Here is a 26942-nt window from a genome sequence, read left to right as displayed (position 1 = left end):
TTGCTCCTGATACAATTCTTAAGATTGACAACACATGCTTTCCTGATGGTGCGTCCTTGCACCTGAATAAAAGCACTAATCACGTAACACACGTTCACGCCACAAAAAGTAAACTGCTGGTAATACCAGCAAAGTCAAAAGAACCGCACTAAGCATGCCACCAACCATAGGTGCTGCAATACGACTCATTACTTCTGAGCCAGTACCACTACCGTACATGATCGGTAATAAGCCAACAACAATTGCCGCCGCTGTCATCATCACTGGTCGTACACGTTGCCCTGCACCATGCAACACTGCATGATGCAACTCATCTCGTTTTGGTGTAGTACCTTCAGCTTCACATTCTATCTGCATGCGGACATAAGCCTGATTAAGATATACCAGCATAATGACACCAATCTCCACCGCAACCCCAGCGAGAGCAATAAAGCCTACTCCCACGGCCACTGAAAAGTTATAGCCAAGTAGATACATAAGCCAGAAAGAGCCAATCATGGCCAACGGTAAAGTACCCATAATAATGGCTACTTCAGCAAAACTTCGGAAGTTCATATACAGCAATACTATAATGATGAGTAAAGTCAAAGGCACAACATAGGTTAGCTTTTCTTTGGCCCGAAGCATGTATTCGTACTGACCAGACCAGGTCACAGAGTAACCTGCCGGCAAATCTAGCCGTTGCTGAACAGTTTCCATTGCAGCTTTCACGTACGTTCCTACGTCCACATTCTCAATATCCACAAAGGTCCAGCCATTAAGCCGTGCGTTTTCACTTTTAATGGCTGGAGGACCGTCCTCAACGTAAATTTTCGCCACATCTGCTAACGCGATACGTTGACCGCTAGATGTAACTATCGGTAATAATCCGATCTGCTCCGGTGAGTTGCGATAGTCTTGTGGATAGCGCAGGTTCACTGGATACCGCTCCAAACCTTCTACTGTCTGTGTCACATTCATGCCACCTATAGCGGTTGCAACTACTTGTTGTACATCAGCAATATTGAGTCCATATCTGGCTGCTTTCTCGCGCTGAATGTCTACCTTAATGTAGCGTCCGCCAGCTACTCGCTCAGAATAGACAGAGGCGGTACCGGGTACATCCTTTAGAATCTGCTCCAGTTGCTGGCCAATTTGTTGAATTTCTTTTAGTTCCTCACCCGCGACCTTTATACCTACTGGTGTTTTGATACCGGTAGCAAGCATATCGATGCGGGTCTTGATTGGCATTACCCAAGCGTTAGTTAAACCAGGAAATTTTATCAGCGCATCCATTTCCTTTTTGAGCTTATCGGTAGTCATACCCTCTCGCCATTCGTTTTTGGGTTTCAGTTGTATGAACGTTTCAATCATAGTTAGCGGTGCAGGGTCAGTAGCTGTTTCAGCACGGCCAATCTTTCCAAAGACTGTTTTAACTTCAGGGATAGTGGCAATCAACTTATCTGTTTGTTGCAGAACTTCACGAGCCTTACCAATCGACAAACCTGGATAGGTAGTAGGCATATACATTAAGTCTCCTTCGTCCAAGTTAGGGATAAATTCGCTCCCAATTTTATTGACTGGCCAGAACCCTACTAAAGTTAATAATAAAGCTAGGGCTAATGTTACTTTAGGAAAGCGTAGGACTGTTTTTAATGCGGGCATATAGAGCCCCGTGAGAACCCGGTTAATGGGGTTTTTGTTTTCAGGTAATATCTTTCCGCGGATAAAGTACCCCATCAGTACAGGAACCAGCGTTACTGCAAGCGCAGCACTGGCTGCCATCGCATAAGTCTTGGTAAATGCCAAAGGGCTAAACATTCGCCCCTCTTGAGCTTCCAAGGTAAAGACCGGAACAAAACTCACTGTGATAATCAACAAACTAAAGAATAATGCAGGCCCCACTTCAGCAGCCGATTCTGTTACTATTTGCCAACGGTTTTTGTCTGTTAGCGGAGTACGCTCCATGTGTTTGTGCATGTTCTCAATCATCACAATAGCACCGTCGATCATAGCCCCAATGGCAATAGCAATGCCTCCCAATGACATGATATTGGCATTTAACCCCTGCCAATGCATAACGATAAAAGCTGTCAGAATTCCGACCGGTAAGCTAATTATCGCAACCAAAGAAGAACGAATATGAAATAGAAAGATCATGCATACTAAAGCTACTACTAAAAACTCCTCGAGTAACTTATGCCAAAGATTTTCGACTGCTCGTTCTATTAGTCCTGAGCGGTCATAAACGGTAACCACTTCCACGCCCTCGGGCAACCCAGCCTTAAGTTTCTCAAGTTTAGCTTTAACACCATTGATAGTTTTCTGCGCGTTTTCACCGATACGCATCACAACGATGCCACCAACGGTTTCACCCTCACCGTTGAGTTCCGCTATACCACGGCGAATCTGTGGTCCTACTTCAATTTCTGCTACGTCCCTTAGTAGTAAAGGCGTACCATTGCTGTCAACCCCAAGCGGAATGGTTGCCAAATCTTCAATTCCTTGAATATAACCACTTGCACGTATCATATATTCGGCTTCTGCCATCTCTATCACTGAGGCCCCCACTTCCTGATTACCACGTTTAATTGCTGTTTGAATATGAGATAGAGGGATACCGAAAGCACGTAATTTCTCAGGGTTTACTTTTACCTGATACTGCTTGACCATACCGCCAAGTGAAGAGACTTCTGAAACACCTGGAACGGTTTGTAACTCGTACTTCAAAAACCAGTCCTGCAGACTACGTAACTGGCTAAGATCGTGTTTACCGGTGCGGTCAACCAAAGCGTATAAGTAAACCCAGCCAACACCGGTAGCATCCGGGCCCAATTGTGGGCGGGCGCTGGTTGGTAATGTTGGTGCAACTTGTGACAGATACTCCAGGACTCGTGAGCGCGCCCAATAAGCATCTGTGTCTTCATCGAAGATAACGTACACATATGAATCACCAAAGAAAGAATATCCACGTACAGTCACAGCACCGGGGACTGAAAGCATAGAGGTGGTAAGAGGGTAAGTTACCTGATCCTCCACTACCTGTGGTGCTTGGCCGGGATAGCTGGTTTTGATGATGACCTGTACATCCGACAAATCAGGGAGAGCGTCCACTGGCGTATTCTTAAGGGAATACAGGCCAATGCCTACAAGCATTAAAGTGGCCAATAGCACAAAGAAACGGTTGCGGATGGACCAACGGATCACTGACTCAATCATGATATTGCCCCTTTTGTTCGTGATTGTCGTGATTCATATTTTCATGCTGATTGGATTCTAGTGTTGGTGTTTCACCGTGATTCATACCCTTGTGTTGGCTATGATTCATTTCAATAGGGTTAGAGTCCTCTGTTGCCTCTTGCTCTGGGATCTGTATCTCGGTCAAGCGGTAATCATCACTACTGTATTTGGTGAGCTGCACATGCAAGCGCATTCCCTGTTTGAGAGTATCAATATCTACCCCTGTAGCAATGTTAAAGTCCATGGTCATCGCAGGCCATTTCCAGTCGGGAATTGCCTCATGCTTTAAGGTTATCATACGATGACCAGGCATGAGACTCTCAACTTGCGCTTCAGTCCAGACCGAATTGACCTCGGTATTAGCTTCTTTGTTTGCCCCACTGTCCTGCTGAGTCATACGCATGAAATCAGAGGTTTTACTTGATTCCGAGTCTATCAGGAATTGTGCAGAGGTGACGATGCGCTCACCGGCATTTAGACCACTAGTAATCTCTAGCTTTCGAACGCCTTCTCGACCCACATCTACGGCCACTGATTTAAACTTGCCATCGCCGAGCGCTAACACTACTCTAGCTTGCCCCCCAGTTCGAATCAGGGCTTCACGCGGAATTAGCAGTGCTTCCGATCCCTTCCGAGTGTTAATCTCCATCTGTGCAAACATACCAGGTTTTAGTAAGGTATCAGAATTATTGACCTGCACCCGAACTTGTGCGGTTCGAGTCTTTTTGTTTAAAGAGGGATAAACATAATCAACCTGGCCTGTCCATTCACGACCAGGCAGATAGTCCAACCACAGACTTACCTGATCGCCCTCTTGGACCATACTTGCCTGACGTTCAAATACCTCTCCAATGACCCAAAGATGCTCAAGCTGGCCGATACTCATCAAGCTCATACCAGGATTAATAAACATACCTTCTCGCACCGCGAGGCTATCCAATACCCCAGATTGTGGCGCGGTAATGGTAATAGTCTGAGTAACCCTTCGAGTTTTTCGCAGCCTATCAATGTCAGCCTGCGCTACCTGAAGCGCTAACAACCTTTGAACAGCTGCATTTATTAATACCTGATTACCTCGTTTCGATGCCAAGAGTAACTCTTCCTGAGCGTTAACAAGTGTGGGTGAATATAGGCTATATAAAGGCTCACCCGCCTTAACCGGATCACCAATCGCCCGAACATAGAGTTTTTCGACCCAGCCTTCCACTCGTGGACTGATATGAACCAGTTTGTTCTCGTCGTACTGAACATAACCGACAGTTTTAATATTAAGACTCAGTCGCCCGCGTTGCACTATCGCAGTGCGTACCCCAAGATTGTTGATTACCTCTGGGGAGATTAAGACGGTGCCGACTTCACCATTATCGCTACCACTCTCATACACAGGGATTAAGTCCATCCCCATCGGTGATTTTCCAGGTTTGTCACGCTTATAATTCGCATCCATCGGAGCCACCCAGTAAATAGGTTTGCGCTCATCGTTTGAAGCTGTTGCGATCGTCTCATTATTGCTACTCAGTAGCCAAACGGCAGATGCACCAAGTAAGGCACTAACTAACGCGACCAGTAGGGTTTTCTGTACTGCTTTCATGTTAAACTCCTTTAAAACGATATTACTGACCGAGCATCATCTGACTCTTGAGTAAGTAAGTAATTAATTTGGGCGATAGTTTTTTGACGTTCAACTGCAATGGTTAGCGCGTCAATCTTGGCATTTAGCTCAGCGATTCTGGCTCGCACAGCTTCGGCAAAGTCACCATCGTCATTTTTGTAGCTACTCAGCGAAGCCTCAGCCTGCTCTGCCATTTGGGGCAGTAATTGTTCAGTATAAAGCGCGTGGCGTTCATCAAGATGTTTCAGTTCTGCACTTGCAGTCTCCAACTCCGCCATCAGTCTACGGCCTAGCATGTACTTCTCAGCTTTAATAGCCTCAGTCCGGTTTACCGCTGCGCTAACCTCCTGATCCTGCCGGTTATCTGTAAAAATAGGCAGATCGAAACTAACGCCAATAGAGAACAAATCTGCTCTATCACGCCCGAGTGGATCGCTGGCCCTATAGCCATATTGGGCTGTAACCCCCCACTCAGGTTTGTATTTCTGTTTAGCAAGCTCAATACTCGTTTGTGTTGCGTTGATTCTTTGTCCCAACGCTTTCAATGCTGGATGATGGCTAATCAATTTGTACTGCATATTCTCACTGTCCTGCGCATTGGTGGGAACTACCAGCGACTTCGAGATGGAGTTTGATGGCAATGACGAGCTCAAGCGTACCGTAGCATATACACCAATCCATTCGGACAGTCGCTTCTGTGCACTCTCCTGTTGTTGCTTGAGCACTGTTAGCCGATCAGATAATTGTGTCAGCTCCAGTTGCGCACGAATAATATCCTGCTGGTGTGCCCGCCCTAGAGCTGAGGAGTAACTGGATTCAGCTGCATCTGCTAATTGCTCAAACAATGCGCGGTCTAGTTCGATCAATCGAATACTCTCCTGTGCCTTGAACACTTCAAGCCATAGTTGAGTTACCATGGCGGTTACTTTAGCTCGTCGATCAAGTCGTAAGAACGGATGCTGCATTGCAAGCTGCTTTTTCTGCTTCTTAGCTAATACGAGACTATCTCCACGTGGAAACATTTGGCTAATACCCACCGACAATTGGGTCATAGCTTCTTGGTTAGTATCAAAGCTATCTACAGGAAAGTTTCCCGCCATAAGGCTCATGCGCGGATCTGGTAAACTTGATGAGGCAATAGCTTCGTTATTTAGTGCTTCTTCGGTATATTTACTGCTGCGGAGCCAAGGATCAGTTTCAATAGCAATTCTCACCGTATCTTCTAACGTTAGGCTTTCTGGAACAAATTCAGCGACAGCTCTCTCTACTCCAATGCCAAGTAGTGCGATAAGAATTGTAGTAAGTATTTTCATGGGTTCATTTCCTGTTTTTCTTCTAACTGATATTGCTGGTGTTTGCTATCAACTTGCATAAATACCTCAGAAGTGCCGTCTTTTTTCATAAGCAATATCTGATAAGGCATAAACTTATTGCCAAACTCCATTCCTGGACTACCTACTGGCATAGCAGGCACAGACAGCCCTATAGAATCACTTGGTGGATTGGCCAAAAATTGCTGAATATAACGAATGGAAATGTGGCCCTCAAAGACGTAACCATCTGAAGATACAGCTGTATGGCACGAGCGTAAATTGGGTGCTATTCCAAATCGCTCTTTTACAGCTAATAAATCATTTGGATGTTGGGTCATGACTTTATACCCACCCACTTCAAGGTGATCGATCCATTTTTTACAGCAACCGCACGATTGACTTTTATAAACCGTTACCGTTTCAATATCTGTGGTAGTTTGTTCAGAAGTGTGTGAGTTACTGGACTCCTGATTGCAGCCTACAAGAAAAACGAATATTGGTAGCCATATCATCAAACCTTTCAAAATAAATCGAAGCATACTGCCTCCTGTTTCAATGCCATTTCTAATGGCACATACATTAATATGTAACTAATCATTTAAACCAATCTATGATTAATAGTAAGAGTGTTGTTTATATAAAGAATAGAATGAAAGTAATTTATATTCGATTAAATAGGAGGTTTTATAAGAGGGAAATAAGGAGGGGGTGAGAATAAAAAGATTTGCGAACAAGCAGCGTCAGAATAACTCATAGTATCTAACTGTAAATTTTCTACATATTGTATGATGGGCAAACAACCACCCATAAAGCAATCACCTTCTATTTGATCCCCAGAACAACATATATGAGTATTCTTTTCTGCCTCTGAATAAGTATGAGCTAAGTGTGCTTGGCTATTCAAAGAATCAACAGTATATGTTGAGTCAAGAGACACATTACAATAGTCGGAAGTAGCTGAAACATTATTCACAACGAAAATTATGAATAGTGTAAAGCAGAATCCACGTACATCTATCGTCAACCAAGTCACCTAAATATTATCTATAATAGAAACTAGCATAAATACGATAATCTTTACTAAAAAGACAGATACGCTAGTAAAAACACGTAAGTACTATAACAGATTACAACTTACTCAATTATTACCCCAAGGTTACATTTGTGTAATCTTAAGTTATTACCTACAGCCATTCGGGAATAAACAGTAAGTACAGACCTAGTGATCATGCTGTTTGCTACCTGTGCTTGCTGTAGAATGTCTCAGAAAAAATAGCTCGGCAATGGCAATGACAAGCATTGTTGCTACCGCAACCCCAATTACAAACGGATCGGTGTTAATTTTGACCCAAACAAAACCACCAAGCGCGAGTAAATCCAGTAGAATGGCCGTGGCTGGGACCCACGCTTTAGCTTTCACGTCCTCCCGTAAATAACGAAGAATCCCCCAATGAATAGCAACATCCATAATTAGGTAGAATACAATACCCAAAGCAGCAATCCGTGAAAGATCAAAAAAGGCTGTCAGGAATAGTCCAAGAGCTACTGTATAGACCAAGGTATGCTTTTGGATATTGCCAGGCATACCAAGGTGACTATGGGGAACCAATTTCATCTCGGTCAGCATGGCCAACATACGTGATACTGCAAAAATACTGGCGAGAATGCCGCCTGCCGTTGCCGTCATGGCTATAGCGACCGTAAACCAGACACCGTAATCGCCCAGTGCTGGGCGTGCTGCCGCTGCAAGGGAGTAATCTTGTGTTTCAATGATTTCTGCTAATGATAAATTGCTAGCTACGGCAAAACCAACTAGTGTGTAAATGACCACACAGATCACAATAGAGATTACAATTGCACGGCTGATATTCCGATGAGGCTCTTTCACTTCAGAGCCACTGTTTGTGATAGTTGTGAAGCCTTTAAAAGCCAGTATGCCGAGAGCGGTTGCTCCAAGGAAGTTACCAATGCTTCCTGTTTCTCCCGAGGTTGAGAAGTCAACTGACAGGCTATCAGCAATCCAAACCCCCGCCAGTCCGAAAATCAATATCCCTCCAATTTTCAGAAACCCGATGAATGATGCAGTACCTTGTATCATCCGATTGCCAAGCAGATTGAGTAAAAAAGCTGCCAGTATTAGCGATACACCCAGAATGGGTACCATGCGACCAGTCTCATCCCCCCCAAAAAGCTGCATCGTATAGGCTCCGAAAGTACGAGCCAAAAAGCTCTGAGCAATTACCATCGAAAAATACATTAGTAGAGCATTAAATGCGGTGGGCAGACGGTTACCATAAGCTTTATGTAGATACATACCGATGCCACCAGCGGAAGGCCAGGTATTAGAAATCTTTATATAGGAATACGCGCTGAAACTTATAATCACGGCAGCGGCGAGAAACGCAAGTGGAAAAAGAACCCCTGTCATCTGAGCCATCTGCCCCGTAAGCGCAAATATACCCGCACCAATCATGACTCCAGTTCCAAGCATCACAGTTCCGGATAACGTTAAGCTTTCTTTTTGATATTCTGTTGTTCGGTTTTTTTCCACAACCGTCCCCCTAGATTTGAATTATATCAATAATTAAAGTATTGGCTAAAACCACAGTCGAACCCCTATCATGATACCAGTTTCTGATACGTTTTTTCCTTCAGCCTTTATTTGTTCGGCCATATCTCCCAATGCTCGACTCCAGTAAACGCCTATGTAAGGTGCGAATTCTCTGGACAGTTCATAGCGATAACGCAATCCGAGACGAATGTTGTTTAAACCTTTAGGGCGCTTGTACTCTTCAGCGTCACTTAATGATGCAGCCATTTCTATACGTGGCTGTATATACGACACTTGAGACAAACGTACATCATATTCAGCCTCTAGACTCATAGAAATATCACCATCTTCATTTATCGTAATGGAGTTATCCATTTCAAACTGATAAGGTGCTAACCCGAATAAACTAAACACCAAGTAGTTTTCACGATTGGCATCCGAACCTACTGTTCCGCGAGTACCAACACCTCCTTGTAATTCCCAGAATGGAGAAATTAAATGACTAGCTAGCAACTCTGTACTCTCTAGATATACAGGCTCGCCATCATCCCATGTACTTTCTCCTTCACTTTTGAAATATATGCGATTCTCATCACCACCATACCAAGCTAGCATATCCCATACCAACTGATCATCATCATTATTCGTGCGAATAACTTCGAGTCGATCAAATAGAACTTGCCCAGTTCTATACTCTTTTATAGGCTCTGGCCAATTATCTTCAGCATGATTGGCGAATGCGGAAGCGCACATTCCTGCCAGCCCAAGGATTATAAAATTATTTAGTACTTTCATGGCATTTTCTCAGCTAACATTGACAACTCGGAACATTCCCGCCTTCATGTGATAAAGGAGATGACAATGAAAGGCCCAACTACCACGTGAGTCAGCACTAATTAGTAATGAGACAATCTCGCTGGGTTTGAGACTCATAGTATGTTTTCTTGGTCGAGGATACTGCCCATTCTCAAGTTCCATCCACATACCATGCAAATGAATTGGATGCTCCATCATAGTATCATTTACCATGATCAAACGCAGACGCTCACCATAGCTAAACTTTACTGGCCCATCGACTTCGGTAAACTTCACACCATCAAAAGACCACATGTACCTTTCCATATTGCCTGTAAGGTGGAGCTCGATTTCACGCGCCGGTTCCCTTTCATCAGGCCAAGAATGGGCACCAATAAGATCACCATAAACCAAAACTCGATGACTTACACCGTCAAGACCCACACCTGCTTCGTTCAACCGACTGACAGGATTTCTGGCAATCATAGCTGCACCCGAGCCATGTTCATCCTCTGCATGCTTGAAATCCAAGTCGGGAGCTGATGGTGGAGATGCTCTCTTAGCCATTTTTTTACCATGGTCCTCATGCTTCTGATGATGGGACGTCATGCTGGATTGACTTCTTTCAGAAAAATCCATATTTATATCATCCTTTTCATGCGACATCCCCATAGCTGCCATATCTCGTTCTGGCACTGGCCGCAATTCGGGAACTGCCGCCTCTAGGCCTAATTCTGTTGCTAACGTGCCACGCACATAGCCACTACGATCCATGCTTTCTGCAAATAAAGTATAAGCTTTACCACCTTTCGGTTGCACAATAACATCATAGGTTTCCGCCACACCGATTCGAAACTCATCTATTGTGACTGGCTTTACAGGCTGACCATCTGCAGAAACCACAGTCATTTCCAAGCCAGGAATTCGAAAGTCAAAAAAAGACATGGCAGAGCCGTTAATAACTCTTAGCCTAATTTTTTCACCAGGTTTATATAGAGCCGTCCAGTTAGATTCGTTATCAAGACCATTCATAAGATAGGTATAGGAGGAGGCAGTTACATCCAAAAGATCCCGCGAGCTCATACGCATTCTGTTCCACATGGCTCGCTCTTCCCAAGTTTTTCCTAGCCCCTGACGACGGATATCGTTTAGAGTGTCACTTAATGTTCGTTGCTGGTAATTATAATATCCTTCAGCCACTTTCAGGTTGCGGAATACCTCATAAGGGTCTTCAAATGTCCAATCACTTAGAATAATAACGTGTTCTCTATCCGCACCTAAATCCTCATCGGCTGGGTCAATCACAAGAGGGCCCAGGTGGCCTAGCTGTTCCTGCAGTCCTGAGTGACTGTGATACCAATATGTTCCATTTTGCTTAACATCGAACTCGTAGTGGAAGGTCTCTCCCGGCTTTATACCGGGAAAGCTAACTCCAGGAACACCATCCATGTTCTCTGGGAGAATAATGCCATGCCAGTGAATTGATGTATCCTCATCAAGAGCGTTGGTGACATTCAGCCGGGCTCTTTGCCCTTCTTTCAATCTTATTAGGGGACCGGGCATACTTCCGTTAATGGTTATTGGTCTACCAACTTGGCCACCGATACTCATTTCTTCTTGATGAATATGCAGATCTACAACGCTATCTAACTTGATCTTATCACCATAGCTTCGCCCAGTTGGATTGGCCCAGGTGGGTACTATTCTAGCTAAGGCAAACACAGCCCCTGCTCCAACAACGGACTTGATAAACCGTCTACGGTCTTGTTTGATTGGCTTGTCCATCGCATCATGTCCTCATCATTTACAGTCTTGTATTTAACTCCGGCATTTTATTTGTAGTAATATTAGATATTCTTCTGTTAATGAACATCTTGACTCGCAGTTCCGCGAGCAGTCAAAATTTGGTATTGCTCAGGCGACAAGTCTGGAAGACGTTGTAAGAAAGCCACCATATTCCAGATCCGTTCATCGTCATGCCCTACACCCCAGGCAGGCATACCTGAAGCCTTGATACCATGTTTAATGATCCAAAAACGCCGCCGAGCCTGTTCATCCGATGCAACAATTTGCTGCACGGTATCGGTTAGGTTTGGAGGTGCCGGGTAAAGCCCTAAGGCAAGATCGCTCTCAACTTTACCTGGTTTTAGGTGGCAGCCTGAGCACATATCATTATAATCTGCTCCACCTACCAATAAACGGTTAGGATTATCAAGATCGGGCGGTACCTTAATATTAGAGGAAGCTCGTGAAATTGAGCGCTCACGTAAAGTTTCTAAAGCCCAGTAAGTGAAGCCATTATGTTGATTGTCAGCACCAACTTGGTAGAACCCAGAATACAAGAAGCCTATGCCACCCACAACAGCTACACCAATAGTAATAACTATACACTTAACGCACGAAACAGCCATGTTGCCTCCTTAGTAAGACACATATGCTAGACTTAATGCTGATGTTTTTTTGAAGATTCTGTTCCCTCAGTTTTACTACCATGCTCATTATATTCTGAGCCTATGTCTTCTTGGTCATGCTTCATTTCCTGTTGACACTTTTTCATCATGGCTTGAATTACGGGATCTTTCATATCCATTTTTGAGTGTTCATCAGCTTTCATGCTCTCACAGTTAGGTTTTTCAACTTCTTTCATATGCTCTTTCGGATCGTGAGCTTGAACAGATGATGTGAATACTAGAACAGATATAGTTAAAACGATATTAAACAATTGATGTTTCATTAAATGACTCCTTGGTCGTATCTTAATATTTTATGCACACCAGTTATTCTTTAGCGTGCTAACTACTTTCGTAGTAATATATCAAATATCAGTAACAGTTAGATGACTCCATGATTACAAAAATGTAATCTTTAGGTAATCTTGTGGTTGGATCAGTTTGTTTAAAATATTGACGAGATATATAACGAGAGTATTTATGAAGCTACTACTGGTTGAGGACGAACCGAAAACAGGGGATTACTTGCGACAAGGCTTAGGTGAAGCTGGCTTCGTGGTTGTCCTTGTACGAAATGGGCTTGATGGTCACCATTTAGCTATGACCGAATCCTTTGACCTGATAATTCTTGATGTAATGCTTCCTGACGTAGACGGTTGGCAAATAGTAAAAGCACTGCGCCAAATCGGATGCCGAACACCAGTATTGTTTCTTACTGCTCGTGATAGTGTAGATGACCGCGTCAAAGGGCTGGAGCTTGGCGCAGATGACTATTTAGTGAAACCTTTTGCATTTGCTGAGCTTCTAGCTCGTGTACGTACATTATTACGAAGAGGAGCCTCTCCGCCGAGCTCAAATCAACTCAAGATCTCCGATCTTACCCTTGACCTAATCAAGCATCGAGTCGAACGGTCAGGCTACAAAATCAACCTAAGTCACAAGGAATTCTGCCTTTTGGAATTGTTAGTAAGGCGCCAAGGTGAGGTGTTACCACGCTCACTTATTGCTTCGCAGGTATGGGACATGAACTTTGATTCGGACACTAATGTCATTGATGTAGCCATTCGACGATTAAGAGCCAAAATCGACGACAACTTTGAAACAAAACTAATTCATACCGTGCGAGGTATGGGTTACATGCTAGATGCTGAATCAGATAATGATCTTGCCTGAACGAAGACCTCTATCGTTAACTACAAGAGTCATGGTCTTTGTTGCACTGGCTATTGGCGTCAGCTTGCTACTGATCGGCAGTTTAGTTTTAAGTACAGTAGAGCGGCATTTTGCTGAGCAGGACGCAGAAGAGTTAACGGTAATAAACAGTGCAATATTTGAAGCCATACAAAGCGCAGAAGAGTTATACCAGCAACAGAATACCTTATCTAATGCAGTATCCGGACATCATGGTGTATACTTTGAGGTCTGGGGTGACGATGGCACCCAGCCAATATTTAATACACCCGATGTCGATTTCTCAGAGATTATTTCAACATTACCACCAGTAAACCCTATTCAAGCAGAAGGCTTAAGTACTTGGAAGAGAAATGGAAAAACCTATCGTGGTGTTGTCACAAGCCTTATCAGTAATGGCAAAGAGTACAGAGTTGTAACGGGAATCGACATGAGCTTTCACATACAGTTTTTGTCAGGATTTCGTCGTAGTTTGTGGCTAATTATGTTATTCACTGGCGGTATTACTCTCCTTGCCACCTGGTTAGGAGTTCATCAGGGACATGCTCCTTTACGTGGGCTTTCCGAGAACATGCGTAAAATTCAAGTTGATCGCCTCCATGTGCGACTAAACATCAATACGTTACCCTTAGAGTTGCAGGACCTTGCTACCGCATTTAATCAGATGATGGAGAGATTAGAAGAAAGTTTTGCTCGTCTATCACATTTTTCTGCAGATATAGCACACGAATTGAGAACCCCTCTGACTAATCTAATCACCCAAACTCAGGTAGTATTAGGAAAGGCTAGAACCCTCAACGAATACCGTGAATTACTCTACTCAAATTTAGAGGAGCAAGAACGCCTAGCCAAGATGGTCAACGACATGCTTTGGCTAGCAAAAAGTGACCATGGCTTTCTCAAACCCACTCTAGTGAACTTAGATCTAGCTGGTGAAATAGAAGACTTGTTTGAATTCTTTGAAGCATTAGCAGATGAAAAAAATATTAGTCTGTCTCTAGAGGGCCAAGCTTCATCTATTCATTGTGATCGTTCCATGATTCGTAGAGCTATATCAAATCTTTTATCAAATGCTATTCGTCATACTCCTGAAGGTCAATGGATCAAAATTCGGCTTGACACACCAACGAAAGGCGAAGTATCTCTTAGTGTGATTAACCCAGCCTCCCCAATCTCCACGGAACACCTTCCAAGAGTGTTCGATCGTTTTTATCGTGCAGATCCATCAAGAACGCGACAAAGTGAAGGGGTAGGATTGGGGTTAGCAATAGTACGCTCTATTGTTGATGCGCACAGAGGATATGTCGAGGCAGTTTCGAACCAGAATACAACCACCTTTACACTTTTTTTACCAAAATCAAAGTGAACTTAGTGAATCGCTCCTCGCCCCTACTGGCAAAGACTTAATAACTTCCATAAAACTCACTCAAGATTATTCCCACCACCATCATTTACTCTGTTTTTCTTTGCTTGTTGAGAAAGGAGAAGTCTAAAACCTATGGGAGCTACTAAGGTAGTAATAATCGCCACAAGGACAATGGTTGAGAATAAGTTTTCCACAATCTGAGAGCTACTAGTGTCACTCACTTCAAATAAGCCAGCTCGCAATGCAATACCAGCAATAATTAATTCCACTACACCACGCGAACTCATTGCAACCCCCACCGAGACTGACTGCCTTATTGAATAGCCAAAAAGATAACATGGAATGGCTGCACCTAAGATTTTACCGAGAAACGCGATAGTAATTAAAGTAATCAAAAATAAAGGTGTTTCTGTAATCGCTGACAATTCTATTTCCATCCCAATCGATGCAAAAAATATTGGAGCTAAAAAACCTGTAGTGATCGCAGAAACTTTCTTTTTTACGTCGTTAAAAACTTTTTGATTAATGGTATTCCGTCCAAAAGAAAGTCCTGCTGCAAACGCGCCCAGAATAAAATGTAGCCCCAGTACTTCGGCGATCATAGCAAATATAGTACCAAGGATTAAGAGGAAACTGAAAACCATCTCTTCAATCCCGAGACGGTTAATATAACGTGCTGTTGGCTTTACTAGCCATCGTCCCAAGAAATATACGAGAGAGACAAATAAAAACGTTTGACCAAATATAATTATAATGTCATTAGCACTAGGTAGTCTCCCTGTATTTAAAATTGCTGTAAGTATACTTAGTAAAATCAAACTAAGAAGATCATCAATAACTGCTGCTGAGACAATCAGTTTTCCTATAGCAGTCTTTAACATCTTCATATCAATAAGAACTTTAATTGTAACTGGAACTGCGGTTATTGCGAGTGCTGTTCCGACAAAAAAGGATTGTGCAAATTGGAACTCCGAACTGGGAAGCCATAGCCAGGCTATACCAAACCCTGACACCAAAGGAATAAGCATGGCCAAAATTGCAACTGACAAAGCAGTAAAGCGAGACTCCAGCAATTCTTGAGGTTGCATTTCAAGACCACCTAGAAGCATGAGAAAGAAAATCCCTAAGTCGGCTAAAGTCATAAAGTGATGACTATCGTTAAGATTAAATAATTCCCAGTCCTTACCAATCCAGCCAATCAACACCCCAAGCATGACACCTGCAATAATTTCACCGGCTAGTACAGGCAAACTGAGTCGTGCCGCTATCGCACCACATAGCCGGGTAATAACAAGCAATATAAAAATAATCCATAGCGTTTCCATCAATAATTATTCCTGTGATTATTAGTTAGTTAATCAATGTTCTCCATGTCGATACCAAATATAGTTGACCAGCAACATAATATACAACGGAAACTATTGCCTAGTTAAATAGCCTGATGGTTCGCCAGAGCAAACAAAAGGTGTTAATCGAGAGGGTATATCTGAAAGTTGTTAGCGAGCAAATAATCCAAGGAGAACTCTCCTTATAAACGTCAGTTAAGTTTCTGAGCTAACTGGTTCTCATCTATTCATGTTTCGTTCTCATTTTCAAACTGGTCTCTGATGAACGCCAATCTCCAACAGGTTTTCGTCTACATAACGGTGAGGTGGAATAATCAAATTTGATGGTGCGGGTACACTTTTATAAACTCGCCCTGCCAAATCGAATTTGGAACCATGGCAAGGACAAAAGTACATTGCGTGGTAGTCATCCTGAACCCCAAAAGGTTGATATTTAGGCACACAACCAAGATGAGTGCATATGCCAACTACAACTAAGATTTCATCTCGAATACTACGCAATGAATTTCGCGCATACTCGGGTTGATGTTCAATAATTGAGTCAGGGTCACGCAATCGGGTAATATGATTAGTATTACTTAAGCCTTTGACTTGCTCTTCCGTTCTTCTTAGAACCCAAACAGGTTTGCTTCGCCATTTTACGGTCACCATAAACCCCGGATCAATTTTTGATACATCAACCTTTACAGGCGCTCCTTCAGCCCTAGTCTGCGCACTCGGATTCCAAGACTTAATAAAAGGTATAGAAAGACCCACCAATCCGGCCCCTGCTATAAAAGAAGTTGCTATGGTAAGAAATCGTCGCTTACCATGGTTAGCTGAATTCATAGTATTTCACCTAATAGACTTTAAATAGACTGATGTGTTCCATATCTATGCATCACAACAACTATTGTGTTTGTAATGTTAATTTTTTTTATACACTTAATAGTGTAACTTTTCACACTCGTCAAACTCTTCGTGTTTCAAAACCAAGCATTAATCGAATACATGCTTTACTCTACACACAGGTCAAGCTGATACAATAACTTGACCTGTGGCTCTGTGTTTACTTTTCAAGATATTCTATAATCGATTCAATTTGTTCCTCACTCAGTGATATTCTTGGCATTGCTGAAGCAGGATTATTAAACTGTGGGTTTTTTAACTTAGCTTTAACAAAATCCTTTCCTCTTTGAGCAACAATATTATCGAGAGCGGGACCTATGCTCCCACCAGAACCATCGAAGCTATGACAGCCCATACACCCAAATCGGGAAACAAGAGTTCGTCCATCGGGTAATTCATCCAAAGCAGATTCAGATTTTTGACTAGCGCTTTCTGACGGTTCCAACATGTCCTGAATGTATTTTTCTAAAACACGTGCTTCTTCGCCTGTAAGGTGCCCTTTCTCTCGCATATGAGGAACTATCACCGACCAGTCCGCTCCTGTAAACTCCTGAATAGGACGTGGATTGTGGCAACGAGCACAATTGTCATTATATATTTCTGCGCCACTACCTACTTCTACTCCATGAGCCTGAATAGAGATAACAGCAAAAGTGACTGTAAAAAATAATTTAGCGAAATTCATTGATATTCTCCTCAAAAACCGTAAGCAAATTGTGCAAAGACACGAGTATCTTTATCACCGTTGAACATCTTGGTGTCTTCAAAGGCAAATTTCAGAGCTGTACTAGGCGAAAGCCAATAGTTAACTCCATAGGTCCAGCGCTCACCTTCGTCTATACCCTTTAATCGACTGTGCCTCACCACAGCCTCTACAGTATTTAATGACTCAATATTTAGCTGGCGCAGACTATAAGTTCCTTGAATATACCAACCGGAGCGGTCAATACGATACAGCTCATCTACGTATTCGCCTTCGTGCAATTCTTCAACTAAGGCGTCAGCCTCGCTTCGAATATATTCTCCGCGAACCGAAACATAATCACTAATCCAGTTGATATCAAATGCCGATGCGTTATAGCTTAAATCTCCCGATGCATCGTATTTACTCCGATAGAACGAATACCCTACTTCCCACTCAGGAAGGAAGGCTAAACCAACTCGTCCACCAAGCGCTTTGTTATCATTGTTGTCTGAACTACCACCTTCAAACTCAATTTCTGGAAATAGATTTTCCCCATGCCCATCAATTTCACCCACCTCCGCTTCTTCAGAGTGTTCTTCAACCTCTTCTCTAGCTCCATTCACCAAATAAAGATCAATAAACCATTTACTATGCTTGCCGATAGGTTGGGTAAACTGGATTGCAACCCCCGTATCACTGAGCACTGGTATAACACCCGACATTAGTCCATTGCCACCGTGTCCACCATAGGTTCCGGGTACAGAGGGCAATTTATTTATCCAGCTAGGATGTAGGTTTGCACCGAACTGCCCAAAAGGGAGTAAAAACTTCCCTGCGGTAAAAGTCCATTGATCATTGATGAAATAATGAATATCACCGTATTCTAGTTCTGTTTCCGTTTCACCGTCTTCACCTATCGAAAACTCTAATTCAGCTTCAACATGAAGTTTATCGGATACTTTTACTAGAAAAATTGGAACAAATTTAGTCTTAAAGCTATCAACTACATCTTCAGTACGAGTGTAAGTCGTCTCACCATACCCTCCAAATGCAAAGCGACCATCTTCATCATCATTGGTTTGTGCGTTTGCCGAAAGGATAGTTAAGCCGGCCCCAAAAAATAAGGTTAGTCTACCAAGTTTCATGGTACATCTCCGTTATCATTAATTCTAAAGGTGCTACGCTGACGTCGTTTACCTTGCTTATTCTGGAGCAGGTATTCTCTTACTGCCAGCCATAGATTAAAAAATATGTGGTTAGTAGATTTTTATTGAGGCGGGTGTTCTATGGAAAAAAAAGGGGGGGTAACGTCACACTTTTGATAAACATTTACACGAAGGTTAACAATTCCAAGTGCTTTGTCAGGCAAATTGTCCATCGCTGGATAAGCAACAACACAAGTTATACAATCTGCACAACTACCATTGCAACCTAGGTCACAACAACGACATTGGTGCAATTCTTCTCGCTCAGTCTCTTGCTGAAAATGATGTGATGATAACTTTTTAAGCTTTTGTGTATCGGAGTGAGGTTCAATAACGAGCTTTGAAATTTGTAATACCTTAGATTTGCTATCTGTATACGATTCACATGCCAAGACACTACTTGATATCACTAAAGCTATAAGTGCCAACAGTAGTTTAAAGACATGTAGCATTATACTCTCCCCAATATAAATATCTGCCTATTAATCTTACCGATTAGAAATGTGCGCATATTGATCGAAATCAAATAAATAGAAAAATTGTCAATTAATCAGTAAGAACTTATAGTTACAGACTAAAACCTAACGACAGATATGCTAGCGATATAGTCTTATAGAAGTTCGGCAAGTAACAAACCATAGCTACGTTTAATAGTTAGACGACGGTACAAGGTTAACTAACAAGGCCATCGGAATATCTTTTCTAAGTAGATATTGGAAAAGGCCTCCCAGTGATCTAAAATCATCGCTAATAAATACGAGTTCAGCTATTTGCATCCAGCTCTGATGATTGAGATGCTTGGTCACTGAAGATGTCAGCCTCCAGTAGCAACCTATCCTTAAGGATATCTCTCATCATTAAAACTTCTAGACATTAGCTCACTGAGCTTAATTTGACACAATCGAATAATACCTAAAGGAGTCGCGAAATATAAAATTTTTTGATAGCGCACAGTCCTGAGTCTTTAATTAAAATAGGCAAAACATTCTTAACGCTGTTTGAAGTGGTATCAAGGTCATCTAGCATATGAATGATGCAAACTAAGACGCGTTAAGCATAAGGAGATGCGCCCGGTCAGTAACGTAAAGGTGTCCTCCCCGTTTTAAAAAATGAATTATCTCTTCAAAGTCTCCTGTTTTTTGCTCAGTATTTAGACGATGGAAAACAAGCTTGATACCACTAGGTCAAATGAGCCTTCATCGAATGGCAGCCATTTTGCAAAACCTTGTAGTAACTTAAGCCGCGCTTCCTAAAAGGCTGTTTTTTGGCTTGTTCAAGCGTTTCCGGTTCAGCATCAAGTCCCCCTATCTGAAGTTCTGGCTTGCTTACTCTCATCATTTTACTAAAGATTTCAGTCACACAGCAAACAAACATTCTCCGGGCTCGGATGCTGACGGCTTGATCAACTCGGTTTTAAACACGCTTACTCTCATTGTAAAACCTACTGATGGTTAGGCCCTGGGTACTTGCTTGTCAGCCCTCGCTCCTTCATTAGGCGGCCCGCCTTGAACCGCCCCATGACAATGCCTTCATCTTTGAGCATGTCGACCAGTGTGTAAGTACTGGCTGAGTTACGTGACTTGACGAACAAACGCTTCACTCTTGTGCGAAGCAATCGTCGCTTTGCCTCTATCTGAGGGTGCCACTTACGGCACTCATAGTAACTGCTTAAACCAACACCTAAATCTGAACAGATCAATGCTATTGTTTCATGCTCCCTCAACCGGTCTGTCAGCGCGTAGTTTTCAGGTCGTCGGACATCAAGAGAGCTGTAGCCTGTTTTAAAATGGCTTTTTCACGCTCGTGTGGGATTACTCGAGTTTCAAGCTCCTGGAGCCGCTGTTGCTCTGGTGATAGGGCCTGACTGTTTGATGTGTGCCCACCACGTTCTAACTCAAGCGCTTTACCCAGTTACGCAAAGTATTGTCATGCACATCAAGAACTCGACAGGCTTCTGTAAAACTATAACCTTGATCAAGCACTAAGCTCGCTGTGTCATATTTAAACTCTGTGAACGTTCGGGTTTGTTTTCTTTTCATTGAACACCTATTTACCTAAAATGGTGTTCGGGTTTGTTTTCCCACTACACATAATATTTCAAAACTGGTATATAATATTGTGGCTTATAAGATTTCATCGTTCGAGTTTTTCCTCAGGATTTCAAATGTGAAATATGACGAGTGCCACTTTATACAATCACATCAATGATTAACCCAATGACCACTACAACAAATCTTCACCAACATGATGTTTTAACTAGTCAGAATCAAACGCATTACAACCTCTTTCAAAGACCCCAGCATCTTGCTGTGCAAGCTCTTCAGCTAAACTAAGGGCGCTGACTTGCTGAGTCACTATAGCTAACGTGATACCGTACAGTATCTTGGAAAAGATCGATGTCATTATTAAAACTCCAAAGTGTTGTACTTATTTGATGCACTGGAGTCTTGGTTTGGGATTGAATAATAAAAAAAAGCCCCGTTTTTTTATTAGGGGCTTTTATACGTGCTGCTAATATTCAGAAATGACACTTAATGCTCATGAGGTTCTTCATTGGTGTCTTCTTTGGGATCGTCTTTTACCTCATCGCCACGATAATCGCGCGATGATGAGTGAGTATGTATCACTTTCCATTGGTCGTTTACTTTGCGGAACAGGAATGTCTGGTAGCCTGATTTATCAAACTCATATCCCGTTTTGTTAACTTTACCTTTAACTCGGGTATCGGCTACTGCCCAGGCAAAGCCGTTCTCAAAGTGTATTTCTATATTTGAGAATTCCAAAGAAAGATATTCAAGAGTATCTTTTTCTGGTTCTACATGATGAGTCACCAGATCGTTAAGGCCTTCGTTCTGACCACCTGACTCTACATATCGGGCACCTTCAAAATCAAGGAAATGCTTCCGGAACGGAGCTCCATCACCATTTTCCCAACCGTATTTAACATCAGCGATTATTTGGTTGATGTATGCTCTATCATCTTCATTTGCATGATGAGCTTGGCTATCACCCTGATGTGCATGCGTGTCATCGTGAGCATGAGCAACACTAGCTTTTGCAGTGCTTTCTTCTGTATCACCGTGGTGATTGCTTTGCTCATCGTGCCCTTTGCCGTCACCATGGTCGTGATCATGTCCTTCACCAGACACCTCTGGAAGTGACATCACCCCTAACCCATGGCGATATACAAGATCGCCGCCTTTATAAGCTGTGATCGACACTAAGATTAAAGCTGCAACGAAAAAGAGGCCTGCAAGATACTGGTGTTTTCTTGGAAAGAGATAAAATAAAGCCGCGCCAATCAGAAAAACAGCACTTGTCGCCAACGCCCAATTGCGATGATCGGTCATCGCTAAATGAGATGGTGTATCGTGAGCAACGCTATAATAAGCTTGTAAGCCTGTACCAACAGTTGCAAGAACAGCAACAGCGCCAAGTATGACAAGCCAACCCAGGGCACTCATTGCCGTAGTAGTTGCTTTTCTGGGGAAAACCCAAAGCACGAGCTGAAAAATACCGCAGATAACAAGTAATGCTACGGTAAAGTGAACAAATATTGGGTGCCAATTTGGAATGATTTCGATCATGTTATTCCTCTAAGAAATTATTCGTTTCGCTTGCAGCCAGTACCTGACCATTAGTGGCTATCTTGAAATAAATAGTTGCTTCTTCCGATGTGTTTTTTGCACTCACGACGAAATAACCTGTTCCGACTTCGACTACTGAAATGTCAGCATCAGTGATTTTCTTCCAGCTTTCATTGAGCTTCCCTGGCTCAAAACCTAAGTCTTTAAAAGTCATTTGCTTAACTGACTTATAGGCAATGCTCTTTGCGTCCTGGCCGCTGATTTTACCGTGCGAACCGTGTGCAAATACACTGCCCGATGCAAACACAATTACCAACGCTAAAATGCTTAATATTTTTTTCATAACTGTCTCCAATTTACTGTTTTAAACCAATAACTTCAAATTCGCCTTCGACGATTAACTGTATCGCAACGTCCTGATCTGAGTTGTTTTTCCAATACCAACCATGCGAACCCGCGAAAGGTGCTGTAAATGATCCTTTCATTTCGGCATTGGTTGCTATGACATAACTTTCAAAATAACCGGTAGTATCACCTTCAGGTTCCCCATGCAGATCAAAATAGAGCGGCTGACCATCAGTCATCCATTCGTATTCCATCTTTGAGAATTGTTCCATGGCGAACTTATATTCGATACCACGTCCAGCCGGAACTGTCACCTCGATAGTCTTGGTGGCTGACTCAAGTTGCGCATCATTTTCAACAGGCGTTACTTTGTTTTCTTCAGTCTTGCCGGTGGCTAAAACTGTTAGCCCAAGCTTCTGGCCAATGCCCGTTGGGTCAACGTTGTACTCTGACGGCAAAATAATGGTTACTAAGGCGATTGCCGCAATCACTAAAGCGATAATGCTCGCTTTGAGTAAACTTTTATTACTAACTGTTGGTTGCATAGTTAATCTCTTGTCTTATTAGTTTAAGAAGTAGCCTGTGAGCTGGAAGCCCATCAGCATAAAGCCAGCGCTCATCAATAGTGTATTGGTAGTAACGGAAAACCTTTCATAGGATGGTAGTTTCCGCCAGGCATTGATGAGCAACAAGATGATGCCTAAAGCTGCAAACTGCCCTATTTCTACGCCAATATTGAATCCGATCAGATTGCTCAACAAGCCATCTTCAGGTAATTGAAATTCTTGCAATTTGGTCGCCAGGCCAAAGCCATGGAATAAGCCAAATATCAAAACGGCTAACTGCGTGTTGGGTTGTCGGCCAAATAAACGCTTAAAGCCACCAAGATTGTCGAAGCCTTTATAGACGACGGACAAGCCGATAATGGCATCAATCAGATAGGCATTAACGTTAATATCATTGAGCACGCCATACAGCAGCGTGATGCTATGGCCAATGGTGAACATGGTGACATACAACAGTACGTCTTTGCTTTTGTATAGAAAGAAAATAACACCGGCTAGGAACAGTAAATGATCATAACCGGTCACCATATGCTTAGCGCCAATGTATAGAAAGGGAATGAACTGCACACCAGTATTATTTTCGAGAAAGCTTCGCGTGCTGTCATCAACGCCGTGTGCAAAGGCATTAGCAGAAACCAATGCCAGCAAAGCCACAATAATTTTTAAGCAGATATTAATCGCTTTGTTATTCACTTACTTGCTCCTTATTGGGAGTATTTTCTTTGTGTAGTAATTTATACAGTGCCGGAATTACGAACAGGGTTAGCAAGGTGGAAGAGATAATGCCACCAATCACAACGGTTGCCAATGGACGCTGTACTTCAGAACCAATGCCAGTATTTAACGCCATCGGAACAAAACCTAGAGAGGCAACCAAAGCGGTTGTTAACACAGGTCTTAAACGGGTTAATGCGCCTTGGAAAATAGCTTTATCCAGAGTGATACGATCTTTGATTAGCTCTCTGATGAAGGACACCATAACCAGTCCATTTAAAATTGCAATACCGGATAGAGCAATAAAGCCAACTGCTGCTGAAATTGAAAATGGAATGTCACGCAACATCAAAGCGGCAACGCCACCGGTTAAAGCCAGTGGTACTCCTGAGAAGATTATCAGTGCATCTTTAATTGAGCCCAGCGCTAAAATTAGCAAACCAATGATCATCAGCAACGTCAAGGGTACCACAAGGCTTAACCGGTCAGATGCTGATTGAAGTTTCTGGTAGGTACCACCGTATTCGACCCAATATCCAGCAGGGATATCAACATTACTATTGATAGCTGTTTGAATATCTTCAACGAATGAACCGAGATCTCGACCTCTGACATTAGCAGTTACAACCACCCTCCTCTTACCATTCTCACGGTTGACCTGGTTAGCGCCAATAACTTGTTTCACCGTTGCTAATTCCTGTAAAGGAACTGCCGTATCGCCATTAATTTGTATGGGTAAGCGATTAAGGTTATCCATATTGGAACGACTGGTTTCATTCAGTCGAACAACTATGTCTGAACGAATATCACCTTCGTAATATTTCCCGGCAACAGTTCCTCTCATGGCAGTAGCAAGTTGCTGCTGTAACAATGCTTTGGAGATGCCATATTGAGCCAGTTTCTTTGCATCTGGTTCAATGACTAACATTGGTAGCCCAGTGATTTGCTCAACCTGTAGATCAGCTATACCTTCAACGGAACTTATCGCTCCTTCAATCTCATCTCCCAGCGCAGCCAGTTGCTCTAAATCGTCACCAAAAACTTTAATCGCAAGCTCTGCTCTGACACCAGCTAAAAGTTCATTGAAGCGCATTTGAATCGGTTGTAAGAATTCATAGCGATTGCCGGGTATTTGATTGACTAGATCCGACAACTCCTGAACCACCTGATTTTTAGTTTTGTCGGGATCAGGCCATTCGCTGCGAGGTTTTAAAATAATAAAATTATCTGCAACGCTTGGAGGAACAGCGTCAGTAGCGACATCAGCAGTACCAATTTTAGCGAAGACCCTCTCGACTTCTGGCATTTCCTTAATTTTGTCTTCAAGACTTTCTTGCAATGCAATGGCCTGACTCAAGGATGTCCCAGGAATGCGTAGCGCATGCATAGCAATATCACCTTCATCAAGATTGGGTACAAACTCGCTACCTAATCTTGTTGCCTGATAACCACTGATAACCACTAACAAAGCAGCAACTGAAACCACAATCCATCTAGCTTTTAACACCCAACTAAGAGCTGGTTGATAGATCTTCGCGGCGCCTTTCATTATGTAATTGTGCTTTTCCTGAACAGGCTTTTTAAACAGCAATGCAGTAGCCGCAGGAACGAACGTGATCGACAGCAGCATAGCGCTTAAAAGTGCTATGACTACAGTGATGGCCATTGGGTGGAACATTTTGCCTTCGACGCCTTCCAGCGCAAATATCGGAAGGTATACCGCAGTGATGATAAAAACACCAAACATGGCCGGACGAATGACTTCACGCGTAGCGTTAAAGACTATGTCGAGACGCTCTCTTAATGCTAGCTGACCTTGTTGATGACTATTTTGACTGAGTCGCCGCAGACAGTTCTCAACAATAATAATTGCTCCATCAACTAACAAACCAAAATCTAAAGCACCGAGACTCATTAAATTGGCACTGACTCGTGTTTGCACCATGCCGGTAATAGTCATCAGCATTGCAAAAGGAATAACTAATGCGGTCAAGAAAGCTGCACGAATATTGCCTAACAACAGGAACAGAATGACGATGACCAATAAGGCACCTTCTGTGAGATTTGTGGTTACCGTTTTCAGGGTTTCGTCAACCAGCTTGGTTCTGTCGTAAACGGCAGTCGCAACCACTCCTTCGGGAAGAGTATCGTTAATTTCTTTGAGTTTTTCGCCAACCGCATGCGCAACGGTGCGGCTGTTCTCGCCAATCAACATGAAGACGGTGCTCATGACAACTTCACGCCCATTTTGTGTGGCTGCGCCAGTTCTCAAGCCGTGGCCTTCGCTCACTGTAGCCACATCCGATACTCTGATGCTTGAACCGTTTTGAGTGCTTAATGGAATAGATTCAATAGCCTCCAGGTTTTCAGCCTGACCGGGAATACGTATCAGCCATTGAGCACCACTTTGCTCAATGAAACCGGCGCCCTGATTGGCATTGTTCTGTTGAATCGCTGAAATAACATCAGCCTGAGTTAATTTAAACGCAAGCAGTTTTTTCGGCTCAAAAGCGACTAGAATTTCACGCTCATAACCGCCGATCGGGTTAACTTCGACTACACCCGGAACGCGCATTAACTGCGGTCGAATGATCCAGTCATGGACCGTCCGTAAATCCATTGGGGTAATGGGTTCACCTTCTTCGTTAACCGCTCCAGGTTCAGCATCAACGGTGAACATGAAAATTTCACCCAGGCCAGTTGCTATAGGACCAAGCTCTGGCTCAAGGCCCGATGGCAATTCTGATTTAGCAGAAACAAGTCGCTCATTGACCAGTTGTCTTGCAAAATAGACATCAGTTTCGTCGTCAAATATAGCGATAACCTGTGACAGGCCATAACGTGAAACTGAGCGCGTGTTGGCTAAACCAGGCAGGCCAGCTAATGCGGTTTCTAATGGATAGGTGACACGCTGCTCAACCTCAAGTGGCGTATAACCGGGCGCTTCCGTATTGATCATAACCTGCACATTAGTGATATCAGGTACCGCATCAATCGGCAGCTTTTTAAAATTCCAAAGCCCAAGCCCCGCTAAAGCGAGAACTGCAATCAGTATTAAAAAATTTCGATGTATCGAAAATCGTAAAATTTTATCCAGCATTGCTCACTC

Annotated in this window: 22 protein-coding genes; 2 read left to right on the top strand and 20 right to left on the bottom strand. The window is 43.0% G+C overall.

All coding sequences use genetic code 11. From position 1 onward, the window contains the following. Positions 1 to 75 precede the first annotated feature (75 nt). The 9 genes from KKOR_RS06515 to KKOR_RS06475 all read right to left on the bottom strand — a co-directional run bounded on the left by KKOR_RS06515 (position 76) and on the right by KKOR_RS06475 (position 12224). Entirely contained in the window at positions 76 to 3198 is a 3123-nt protein-coding gene (locus KKOR_RS06515; RefSeq protein ID WP_012801232.1) for an efflux RND transporter permease subunit, read from the bottom strand. Beyond that, on the bottom strand, positions 3191 to 4810 hold the full coding sequence (locus KKOR_RS06510) for an efflux RND transporter periplasmic adaptor subunit (protein ID WP_012801231.1): 1620 nt from the start codon (positions 4808 to 4810) through the stop codon (positions 3191 to 3193). The genes KKOR_RS06515 and KKOR_RS06510 overlap by 8 nt, the downstream gene beginning before the upstream one ends. A gap of 11 nt (positions 4811 to 4821) precedes the next feature. Then, complete coding sequence (locus KKOR_RS06505) at positions 4822 to 6144, bottom strand: TolC family protein (protein ID WP_012801230.1); 1323 nt, start codon at positions 6142 to 6144, stop codon at positions 4822 to 4824. Further along, complete coding sequence (locus tag KKOR_RS06500) at positions 6141 to 6683, bottom strand: DUF411 domain-containing protein (protein WP_012801229.1); 543 nt, start codon at positions 6681 to 6683, stop codon at positions 6141 to 6143. Before KKOR_RS06500 ends, KKOR_RS06505 begins: the two co-directional genes overlap by 4 nt. A 680-nt stretch (positions 6684 to 7363) precedes the next feature. Beyond that, on the bottom strand, positions 7364 to 8695 hold the full coding sequence (locus tag KKOR_RS06495; RefSeq protein WP_012801227.1) for an APC family permease: 1332 nt from the start codon (positions 8693 to 8695) through the stop codon (positions 7364 to 7366). Between the two features lie 45 nt (positions 8696 to 8740). After that, positions 8741 to 9490, bottom strand: a complete 750-nt coding sequence (locus KKOR_RS06490; protein ID WP_012801226.1) for a copper resistance protein B — start codon at positions 9488 to 9490, stop codon at positions 8741 to 8743. Positions 9491 to 9499: 9 nt separating this feature from the next. Continuing rightward, entirely contained in the window at positions 9500 to 11275 is a 1776-nt protein-coding gene (locus KKOR_RS06485; RefSeq protein WP_012801225.1) for a copper resistance system multicopper oxidase, read from the bottom strand. Positions 11276 to 11352: 77 nt separating this feature from the next. Continuing rightward, positions 11353 to 11901, bottom strand: a complete 549-nt coding sequence (locus tag KKOR_RS06480) for a c-type cytochrome (RefSeq protein ID WP_012801224.1) — start codon at positions 11899 to 11901, stop codon at positions 11353 to 11355. 32 nt (positions 11902 to 11933) lie between these two features. Beyond that, positions 11934 to 12224, bottom strand: a complete 291-nt coding sequence (locus tag KKOR_RS06475; RefSeq protein ID WP_012801223.1) for a hypothetical protein — start codon at positions 12222 to 12224, stop codon at positions 11934 to 11936. A gap of 196 nt (positions 12225 to 12420) precedes the next feature. Here KKOR_RS06475 and KKOR_RS06470 point away from each other — a divergent pair, with 196 nt between their 5' ends. Both KKOR_RS06470 and KKOR_RS06465 read left to right on the top strand, forming a co-directional pair. Next, complete coding sequence (locus KKOR_RS06470) at positions 12421 to 13113, top strand: heavy metal response regulator transcription factor (protein ID WP_012801222.1); 693 nt, start codon at positions 12421 to 12423, stop codon at positions 13111 to 13113. Beyond that, positions 13085 to 14497: a heavy metal sensor histidine kinase gene (locus KKOR_RS06465; protein ID WP_228638797.1), complete on the top strand. Its 1413-nt coding sequence runs from the start codon at positions 13085 to 13087 to the stop codon at positions 14495 to 14497. Before KKOR_RS06470 ends, KKOR_RS06465 begins: the two co-directional genes overlap by 29 nt. Before the next feature lie 56 nt (positions 14498 to 14553). Here the strand turns inward: KKOR_RS06465 and KKOR_RS06460 are convergent, their stop codons facing one another. The 11 genes from KKOR_RS06460 to KKOR_RS06415 all read right to left on the bottom strand — a co-directional run bounded on the left by KKOR_RS06460 (position 14554) and on the right by KKOR_RS06415 (position 26933). Next, a complete protein-coding gene (locus tag KKOR_RS06460) occupies positions 14554 to 15822 on the bottom strand; it encodes a cation:proton antiporter (RefSeq protein WP_012801220.1) in 1269 nt (422 codons plus the stop codon). A gap of 267 nt (positions 15823 to 16089) precedes the next feature. Beyond that, entirely contained in the window at positions 16090 to 16671 is a 582-nt protein-coding gene (gene petA, locus KKOR_RS06455; protein WP_012801219.1) for a ubiquinol-cytochrome c reductase iron-sulfur subunit, read from the bottom strand. A gap of 220 nt (positions 16672 to 16891) precedes the next feature. Continuing rightward, positions 16892 to 17416, bottom strand: coding sequence for a c-type cytochrome (locus KKOR_RS06450; RefSeq protein ID WP_012801218.1), 525 nt, complete (start codon positions 17414 to 17416; stop codon positions 16892 to 16894). A gap of 11 nt (positions 17417 to 17427) precedes the next feature. Continuing rightward, the gene (locus tag KKOR_RS06445) at positions 17428 to 18561 is read right to left on the bottom strand and encodes a phosphate porin (RefSeq protein ID WP_012801217.1); all 1134 of its coding nucleotides are present in this window, start codon (positions 18559 to 18561) and stop codon (positions 17428 to 17430) included. A 1949-nt stretch (positions 18562 to 20510) separates the two neighbouring features. Then, on the bottom strand, positions 20511 to 20660 hold the full coding sequence (locus KKOR_RS13415; RefSeq protein ID WP_083777357.1) for a transposase: 150 nt from the start codon (positions 20658 to 20660) through the stop codon (positions 20511 to 20513). 217 nt (positions 20661 to 20877) lie between these two features. Next, complete coding sequence (locus KKOR_RS13565) at positions 20878 to 21024, bottom strand: hypothetical protein (RefSeq protein WP_012801214.1); 147 nt, start codon at positions 21022 to 21024, stop codon at positions 20878 to 20880. A gap of 128 nt (positions 21025 to 21152) precedes the next feature. Then, positions 21153 to 22208 (bottom strand): DUF2231 domain-containing protein, encoded by a 1056-nt coding sequence (locus KKOR_RS13470; RefSeq protein WP_012801213.1) that lies wholly within the window; start codon positions 22206 to 22208, stop codon positions 21153 to 21155. A 1-nt stretch (position 22209) separates the two neighbouring features. Further along, the gene (locus tag KKOR_RS06430; protein WP_012801212.1) at positions 22210 to 22551 is read right to left on the bottom strand and encodes a DUF6488 family protein; all 342 of its coding nucleotides are present in this window, start codon (positions 22549 to 22551) and stop codon (positions 22210 to 22212) included. 13 nt (positions 22552 to 22564) lie between these two features. After that, on the bottom strand, positions 22565 to 23098 hold the full coding sequence (locus tag KKOR_RS06425) for a hypothetical protein (protein ID WP_012801211.1): 534 nt from the start codon (positions 23096 to 23098) through the stop codon (positions 22565 to 22567). A gap of 18 nt (positions 23099 to 23116) precedes the next feature. Beyond that, complete coding sequence (locus tag KKOR_RS06420; protein ID WP_012801210.1) at positions 23117 to 23812, bottom strand: HupE/UreJ family protein; 696 nt, start codon at positions 23810 to 23812, stop codon at positions 23117 to 23119. Further along, positions 23805 to 26933 carry an efflux RND transporter permease subunit gene (locus tag KKOR_RS06415; protein ID WP_012801209.1) on the bottom strand — a complete coding sequence of 1043 codons (3129 nt, stop codon included), beginning with the start codon at positions 26931 to 26933 and terminating at the stop codon, positions 23805 to 23807. Before KKOR_RS06415 ends, KKOR_RS06420 begins: the two co-directional genes overlap by 8 nt. Positions 26934 to 26942: the final 9 nt, after the last annotated feature.

This window comes from Kangiella koreensis DSM 16069 (genome assembly GCF_000024085.1).
Taxonomy (GTDB): Bacteria; Pseudomonadota; Gammaproteobacteria; order Enterobacterales; family Kangiellaceae; genus Kangiella; species Kangiella koreensis.
This window is presented reverse-complemented; position numbering and strand designations above follow the sequence as displayed.